We start from the raw sequence: 7716 nt of genomic DNA, 5'->3' as shown, positions 1-7716 counted from the left end.
GGACACTTTTGAAGCGATAATTGGGGCTTATTATCTAGATTCGGGGTTAAATGCGGTTAAAAACTATCTGCACGGGCTTTTTATCCCTGTAGCCTCTCATTTAGTCTCTCAACAATCGGAATCGCCATCTTTTATCGATGCTAAAAATCTCTTTCAACAGTGGGCGCTGGCTAATTTCGCCTCTAATCCAGAATATGCGATCATCGATGTGACAGGACCGCCCCACGCTAGGGAATTTACCGCCGAAGTGCGGGTTAATAACCTTCTCTACGGTACAGGTAAAGGTAAACGGAAACAGGATGCCACCAAAGCGGCTGCCGAAGATGCCTTAAAGCGCTGTCAATTGCAAGGGTAAATAGGGTTTGCGGCAAAAAGTTTTGCGTGGGGGTAGGGTGTGGGGTGTGGGGTGTGGGGTGTAGGGTTTTACCGATTTTGAGGGGGTCAATTACCTAATTTTCGGGGAAAAAGTGCCTAAATTTCCCCCCCGATCACTCCAATGGCTGGTACTTTTTGATGGGAAAAAAGTCTAAAATTTTTATCCAACAAAGTTTTTAGATTTATTCAGCAGCTCCTACTTATCTTAGGGGCCACCAATTAACTTTATCCCGGGTGGCACTGTACACTTCTTTTAAACCCTCGGCATCTAGTACCCGAATTAAATCCCCCGTCGATTCTGAGGCAATTAATCCCACGGTTTGCAATCCTTTTAATACCTGTTCGACGGTGCGTTGATTGAGTTGACAAGCGCGAGCAATCACATCGACGGATAAATCAAAAGTATAGATATTTTCAGCATCTGGTTGACTGCCTAATTCTCTTTCTTGATAGATTAAGGCTCTGAGTAAAGCCGCCACAGCTTGGGGTGGATAGCTACTGCAATTAAGCAAATGATACTCGAATTTTTGCTGTAATTCAAATAAAACACAGTACCGTTGACGAAAACTTTCGTTATCGTTGTAAATCTTTTCTAGTGCCGATAAGGGAATTTTCAGGACGTGGGTAGTTTTATAGGATTCCACCAAACAGGGAAAAGCGCGACTGGCTAAACCATAACTAAAGGGTAAACTCCTCATACCAAAACAGCCACCGGGGTAGGTAATGGCAATAATCCGGTCGAGGGGAGTGCTGCGGACGACGATTACACCCTCATCCAAAATCACATACAAAACATCTAGAAATTCATCGGGGAGAAAAGCCGTATAGACGGGACGATTGGAAAATAGCGTCTCTAACTTGAGATTGTCGGCATCGAGATACTGACTTAACCAAGCCTCCTCTAGTCCGCGAAAGAGAAAACTCTGGTTAATCAGTTGTTGTAGGAGGGTTGTTTTTTTGGCTTTGACGCTCTTGCCCATAGTCTCAAACCTAGATGTAGCACTGATTTTATCTTCTCACAGTTTCCCTTGTTATCGCCTTATTCCCAATTTGTTTTATAAATGTATTGAAATTTTGTTTCCTGTGCTGTAGGATGAAAACACGCCTAAAAACAGATACAACCTCACAGTAAATCTTAGGAGCGCCGCCGATGCAGTCATCCCAGTCTTGTTTATCCCTACTCATGGCAACTGTCCTGACTGGAGGAATGCTGGTATCCTGCACCCCATCCCCCACCAATAGCGGCAATGACAGCCAAAAACCCGTGACTGTGACGCTTGTTTCCTATGCTGTCACCCAAAGTGCCTACGAAAAAATCATTCCCAAATTTGTCGAGGAATGGCAACAAAAAACGGGGCAAAAGGTAACTTTTGAACAGAGTTATGGTGGTTCCGGTTCCCAAACTCGTGCCGTTATCGATGGTTTAGAAGCGGATGTGGTAGCGTTGGCTTTAGCTTTGGATACCAAGAAAATTGAGCAAGCGGGATTAATTCAACCCGGTTGGGAAAAAGAAGCAACCAATGACTCTATTGTTCATAAATCTGTAGTGGCTTTTGTTCCTCGTGATGCCAATATTAAAATTAATAAATGGTCAGATTTAGCCAAGGATAATATTAAAGTTATTACCGCTAATCCCAAGACTTCTGGCGGAGCGCGCTGGAATTTTCTCGCTCTTTGGGGTTCGGTGACGCAAGCGGGAGGCAGTGAACAAGAGGCGCAAACTTTTGTCGAAAAAGTGTTTAAAAATGCGCCAGTTTTACCTAGAGATGCTCGCGAATCTAGTGATGTATTTTTTAAACAAGGCCAGGGAAATGTGCTGATTAATTACGAAAATGAGATGATTCTCGCTAACCAAAAAGGCGAGAAGTTGTCCTACACTGTTCCCACCGATTACAATATTTCTATTGATAATCCCGTGGCGGTTGTTGATGCCAATGTGGATAAAAAAGGTACGAGAAAAGTGGCCGAGGCTTTTGTGCAGTTTTTATTTACTCCCGCAGCCCAAAGAGAATTTGCTCAGGTGGGGTTTCGTCCCGTTGAACCGAGGGTAGTTAAAGAGTTTGAGAGTAAATTTCCTCAGATAAAAAATCTCTTTACCGTGCAGGATTTAGGCGGTTGGGATAAGGTACAAAAGCAATTCTTTGATGATGGAGGCTTGTTCGATAAAATTCTCACTAAAGCTGGTAAATCCTAAGGAGAAAAACCATGGATAATCAACCTCAATGGCAAACTATTAATCATCCCCAAAGTGACTTACATCTCGATCAATCAGGACTCGATCGCCCCACGTCCCGAAGAATAAAAATTCGGATTCCTAAACAATATATTAACGAGCCAATTATAGCACGTTTAGGGTCTTTTCCTGGTCTAAAAGTGAATATATTTTCCGCTTTGTTAGCGGCAAATAATAATCAAGATGGCTGGTTCGATCTACAACTACAAGGCAACTCCCAAGGGATAGAAAATGCCCTTTCCTATCTGGCAGATTTAGATGTAGAAGTTTGGTATGATTCAGCACAAGTTCTTGAAGAAGCGGACAATTGGTAATCTCTAGCAATAATAAACAATGGCTAACCCACAATTATCTTTATCTCCCAGTCAACCCCTGAAAAAAGTTTCTATTCCTTGGGTAATTACCATTAGTTATCTAGTGGTTTTGTTGGTTTTACCGGCGGCGGCACTATTTGCTAAATCCCTAACTCTTGGTTTTGCCGAATTTTGGCGCATTGCCACTTTACCGATTTCTTTATCCGCTTACCAAGTCACTTTTTTTACTTCCTTAATCGCCGGATTAATTGACGGAGTTTTTGGCACTATTATCGCTTGGGTATTAGTGCGTTATCGATTCCCGGGTAAAAAAATTGTCGATGCTTGTGTAGATTTGCCCTTTGCTTTACCCACTTCTGTTGCTGGTTTAGTCCTAGCCACAGTTTACAGTGATAACGGTTGGCTCGGTCAATTTTTTGCCCCCTTTGGCATTAAGATATCCTTTACCATTTTAGGGGTTTTTGTGGCGATGTTATTTATCGCTTTACCCTTCATTGTCCGCACCTTACAGCCGGTTTTACAGGAAATGGAAAAAGAGGTAGAAGAAGCGGCTTTATCCCTCGGTGCTTCCTCTTGGCAAATCTTCTGGCGAGTTATTTTTCCCACAATACTACCCGCTATTTTAACAGGAGTTGCCCTCGGTTTTGCCAGAGCGATCGGTGAATATGGTTCCGTAGTTATTATCTCCTCTAATATTCCCTTTAAGGATTTAATTGCCCCAGTTTTAATCTTCCAAAGACTAGAGGAATATGATTACACGGGGGCAACAGTAATCGGCATGGTTTTATTACTGGTTTCTTTGTTCATGTTAGTAGTAATTAATTTCCTGCAGCAATGGGGGCAAAAATACAGAGTTAAGTAAAGAGTAAAAAATATTAGGGTATAACTGGAGACAGATCAAAAATGCTGAGTCTAAAAAAATCAACTAAACCGAAAGAGTGGGATTACAAACCCCTACTAATTATCATCGCCCTTGTTTATCTGGCACTATTATTATTTATTCCAGCAGCGGCAGTATTTTACTATGCTTTTCGCAATGGATTCCAAGCTTTTTTAGAAGCGGCGGGAACTTCTGACTTTATCGAAGCGGTAAAATTAACAGTAATTATTGCCCTAATTACTGTACCTTTAAACACAATTTTTGGACTTTGTGCAGCTTGGGTAATTGCTCGCAATCAATTTCGTGGCAAAACTTTATTAATTAGTTTAATTGACTTACCTTTTGCCGTTTCTCCCGTGGTAGCGGGGTTAATGATTGTACTGCTCTATGGGCGCAATGGTTGGTTAGGTTCTTTCCTAGAATTTTTCGATATAAAAATACTTTTTGCTTTACCCGGAATGGTATTAGCAACTATATTTGTTACTATGCCTTTTGTCGCTAGAGAAGTTATCCCAGTCTTAGAAGAAATTGGCTTAGAACAAGAGGAAGCGGGGCGCACTTTAGGGGCAAGTGATTGGCAGATTTTCTGGCGCATAACTTTACCCAATATTCGTTGGGGATTGATGTACGGAGTGCTGTTAACTAATGCCCGGGCGATGGGAGAATTTGGGGCGGTTTCTGTGGTTTCTGGCAGTATTTTAGGGAGAACTGCTACCCTGCCAATTTTCGTAGAACAGGCCTATAAAAATTATCTAACTCCTGCCGCTTTTAGTGCGGCGGCTATTCTCGCCTTACTAGCGGGAGTTACTTTAATTATCAAAGAAATTCTCGAACGTAAAACCGCCCACAAAATTCACACTACCTAACTACAATTAACCTAAAAATATGAGCGGGCATTGGGTTTCATGCTTCAACCCAACCTACGTTCTACAAAAAACCTAAAAATATGAGTATTACCATCCAGCAAGTTTCTAAACGTTTCGGCAATTTTCAGGCTTTAGATAATATAAGTTTAACCATTCCTGAAGGTAAATTAGTCGCCCTCCTCGGACCATCGGGATCGGGAAAATCCACCTTATTACGTTCAATTGCCGGATTAGAAACTCCCGACAGTGGCGCGATTATCATTAACGGACAAGATACCACCCATGTGGATCCTAGACGGAGAAATATCGGCTTTGTTTTTCAACATTATGCCCTATTTAAACATTTAACTGTTCGTCAAAATATTGCTTTTGGTCTAGAAATTCGCCAGCAAAAATCGCCAGTAATTAAGAAAAGAGTTGAGGAATTATTAGAATTAATTCAATTACAAGGATTAGGCGATCGCTATCCCGCCCAATTATCAGGAGGACAACGGCAAAGAGTAGCTTTAGCCCGCGCTTTAGCCATTCAACCGAATGTATTATTATTAGATGAACCCTTTGGAGCTTTAGATGCAAAAGTTAGAAAAGAATTAAGGGTATGGCTGAGAAATTTACACGAAGAAGTTCACGTTACCAGTGTTTTTGTTACCCACGATCAAGAGGAAGCAATGGAGGTAGCTGATACGATTGTCGTGATGAATCATGGTAAAATTGAACAGGTGGGTTCTCCCGCCGAAATTTACGATCATCCGGCCACACCTTTTGTGATGCAGTTTATTGGGGAAGTGAATATCTTACCCAGTTTAGCAGGATTAGGAAATGGACATCATCCGGGTGATAATTCCACCGTTTTTATCCGTCCCCACGACCTGGAAATTATGCCCGAACAAGATGGTTTGAATAGTTGGGCAGTGGTAAAAAGAGTTATTCATTTAGGCTGGGAAATACAAGTAGAATTAATGTTAGCCGATGGGGAAATGGTGGTGGCTTATCTCAATCGGGAGGAATACAAGCAATTACAGTTACAACCAGAACAAACGGTACATTTAAAACCGAGAAAAGCGACCTTACTCACTGATTTTGACAATAAAAGTGAGAAAGTTATCGATTACTCAATTTAAAAACTCTAGGTTTATTAAAAATTTTTCATAAAGCTATAAGTGACCTTCACCGCTGCCACTTTCTCAGCACTGATAGAGTTAGAGCAACTTCTTTACCTTTCTCCTCAATAAAATCTAGCAATTCCTTGACGGTGCTTTTATCTTCATCTACTTTGGTGTTAAGATTGACAGCCTTGAGGTCAAAGTTTTTGGCTTCGATTTCTTCACGGGTGACTGTCCAACTCCTCTCACTATCTTCTCGGTTGGGTAATAGTTCTAGAAACTCCTGAAAGTGATTCATCATCAGGGGTTTGCGCTTGGTAACTTTGACATCGGACAGGTCATAATACCAGATTTTTTCAGTGGGTTTGCCTTTAGTAAAAAAGAGGATGTTAGCTTTGACTCCCCCACCGGCAGCCACAAAAGTCCCCGCGGGCAAACTAACGATACACCAGAGGTTACAGTCGTTTAATAGTTTTCGTTTGCTCTGGACAAAGGCATTTTCATTGGTGCGAAATAACACCCCTTCATCTAGGACGATACCGCAGCGTCCCCCCGGTTTCAAACTGTCGATAACGTGCTGTAAAAATAGGACTTGAGTAGCACTGGTTTTATAGGCAAATTGTGCCTGTACGGTCCTGTGTTCTTTGCCGCCAAAGGGGGGGTTAGTGAGGATAATATCGAACTGGGGCGGAGCATCTTGGAACAGGTCGCCATAGATGACTTCTCGGTTTAAGGTGTTGCCGTGCCAGAGGTGGGGGTAATCGATGCCGTGTAGGACTAAATTAGCGAGGGCAATGGGGTAGATGAGGTTCTCTTTTTCCCTTCCGTAAAAGGTTTTTAGTTTGATGGTTTCTAGCTGTTCGGGGGTGATGTCATCTGCTAGGAAATCGCGGATGTATTCGTAGGATTGGGCCAGGAATCCGCCCGTACCGCAGCAGGGGTCATAGATGGTTTCTCCTACTTGGGGGGTGATGGCTTTGACCATTGCCCGGATGACTTCCCGGGGGGTAAAGAATTGACCGCCATCGTTGTTTTTTTCTCCCATTTTCAACAGCAATCCCTCGTAAACTTGGGAGATGGGGAAGATGTGGGTAGGGTCAATGTAGTCGATTTCGTGGATTTTATCGAGGATGTCTAACAGGTTGGTTTCGGTGTCGATGCGGACTCGTTCGACACTGGATATGACCTCACTGATAATTTTTTGGCGGGGGGTGGCTTGGGGTTTGTTTTTGAGGTTTTTGAGGTAGGGAATGACTTCTTCATTGACAAAGGGCAGAAATTGACCCATTTGCCCCATTTGCAGGTTAAGGCGGCGGTTGCCTTGAGGGTTGGCCCAATCTCGCCAACGGTAGGGTTCGGGGATGGAATCGGCCAAAGAGTCCCCCACGGCTTCCGCTTCTTCCGCTTCTCGCTGTTCGGTGTCGTCAAGGATTTTGAGGAACAGTAGCCAACTGAGTTCGGGGACGTACTGTAAAGCACCGGCACAGTTGGAACGCCGCATGATGTCGCAGATGCCTTTGATGTAGCTGTTAAGTCCCTGTTGGGTGGTGAAGGTTTTACCGTTGTCGTTGCTGTTTTTTTTAGCCATTGAGTTTACCTAATTTGTCTAACCTGCCAAGCGGAGATTGGCAATGAGGGGGAGTTGGAGTTCGTTTTTTTCTTGCAGTCTTTGAGAAAAGAATAGGATTTCTAGGTTTTCGATTTCTTCGGTTTGGGGGTTGACTCTCACAATAATATCATCTCCTAATTCTTCGGATTCTTGTTCGGGATAGGGAGCGCATTTATTGATATAGAGAATGTCTCCCGTTGGGTCATATTTGATAATTAGGGTTTGCTGAAAAAGCTTTTCCTGGGGGCAGGGTGTGGGGTGTGGGGTGTGGGGTGTGGGGTTTTACCAGTTTTGAGGTGGTCAACTACCTAATTTTCAGGGAAAAAGTACCTGAAT

General features: G+C 42.9%; 9 protein-coding genes. 6 read left to right on the top strand and 3 right to left on the bottom strand.

What is annotated here, in order from left to right:
- Nucleotides 1-355: putative dsRNA-binding protein (locus PX481_RS27965; RefSeq protein WP_288097194.1), on the top strand; the 355-nt coding region annotated here is incomplete at its 5' end.
- Nucleotides 356-575: 220 nt separating this feature from the next.
- Here PX481_RS27965 and PX481_RS27960 read toward each other — a convergent pair.
- Complete coding sequence (locus tag PX481_RS27960) at nucleotides 576-1355, bottom strand: Crp/Fnr family transcriptional regulator (protein WP_004159575.1); 780 nt, start codon at nucleotides 1353-1355, stop codon at nucleotides 576-578.
- Nucleotides 1356-1525: 170 nt separating this feature from the next.
- Between PX481_RS27960 and PX481_RS27955 the strand changes: the two genes are divergently transcribed.
- The 5 genes from PX481_RS27955 (at nucleotide 1526) to PX481_RS27935 (ending at nucleotide 5789) form a co-directional block, all read left to right on the top strand.
- The gene (locus PX481_RS27955; RefSeq protein ID WP_004159578.1) at nucleotides 1526-2569 is read left to right on the top strand and encodes a sulfate ABC transporter substrate-binding protein; all 1044 of its coding nucleotides are present in this window, start codon (nucleotides 1526-1528) and stop codon (nucleotides 2567-2569) included.
- Between the two features lie 11 nt (nucleotides 2570-2580).
- Nucleotides 2581-2922: an NIL domain-containing protein gene (locus tag PX481_RS27950; protein WP_002768372.1), complete on the top strand. Its 342-nt coding sequence runs from the start codon at nucleotides 2581-2583 to the stop codon at nucleotides 2920-2922.
- A gap of 19 nt (nucleotides 2923-2941) precedes the next feature.
- Complete coding sequence (gene cysT / locus PX481_RS27945) at nucleotides 2942-3784, top strand: sulfate ABC transporter permease subunit CysT (RefSeq protein WP_004159580.1); 843 nt, start codon at nucleotides 2942-2944, stop codon at nucleotides 3782-3784.
- Nucleotides 3785-3825: 41 nt separating this feature from the next.
- Complete coding sequence (gene cysW, locus PX481_RS27940; protein ID WP_002797969.1) at nucleotides 3826-4668, top strand: sulfate ABC transporter permease subunit CysW; 843 nt, start codon at nucleotides 3826-3828, stop codon at nucleotides 4666-4668.
- A gap of 80 nt (nucleotides 4669-4748) precedes the next feature.
- Nucleotides 4749-5789 carry a sulfate/molybdate ABC transporter ATP-binding protein gene (locus PX481_RS27935; RefSeq protein WP_288097190.1) on the top strand — a complete coding sequence of 347 codons (1041 nt, stop codon included), beginning with the start codon at nucleotides 4749-4751 and terminating at the stop codon, nucleotides 5787-5789.
- Between the two features lie 46 nt (nucleotides 5790-5835).
- On the opposite strand, the gene PX481_RS27930 is transcribed toward PX481_RS27935, so the two are convergent.
- Together PX481_RS27930 and PX481_RS29950 are read right to left on the bottom strand one after the other, a co-directional pair.
- Nucleotides 5836-7359, bottom strand: a complete 1524-nt coding sequence (locus tag PX481_RS27930; RefSeq protein ID WP_288097187.1) for a class I SAM-dependent DNA methyltransferase — start codon at nucleotides 7357-7359, stop codon at nucleotides 5836-5838.
- An 18-nt stretch (nucleotides 7360-7377) separates the two neighbouring features.
- Entirely contained in the window at nucleotides 7378-7596 is a 219-nt protein-coding gene (locus tag PX481_RS29950; protein WP_353852127.1) for a DUF2283 domain-containing protein, read from the bottom strand.
- Between the last annotated feature and the right edge of the window lie 120 nt (nucleotides 7597-7716).

The organism is Microcystis sp. M53603_WE2 (genome assembly GCF_030065435.1).
This window is presented reverse-complemented; position numbering and strand designations above follow the sequence as displayed.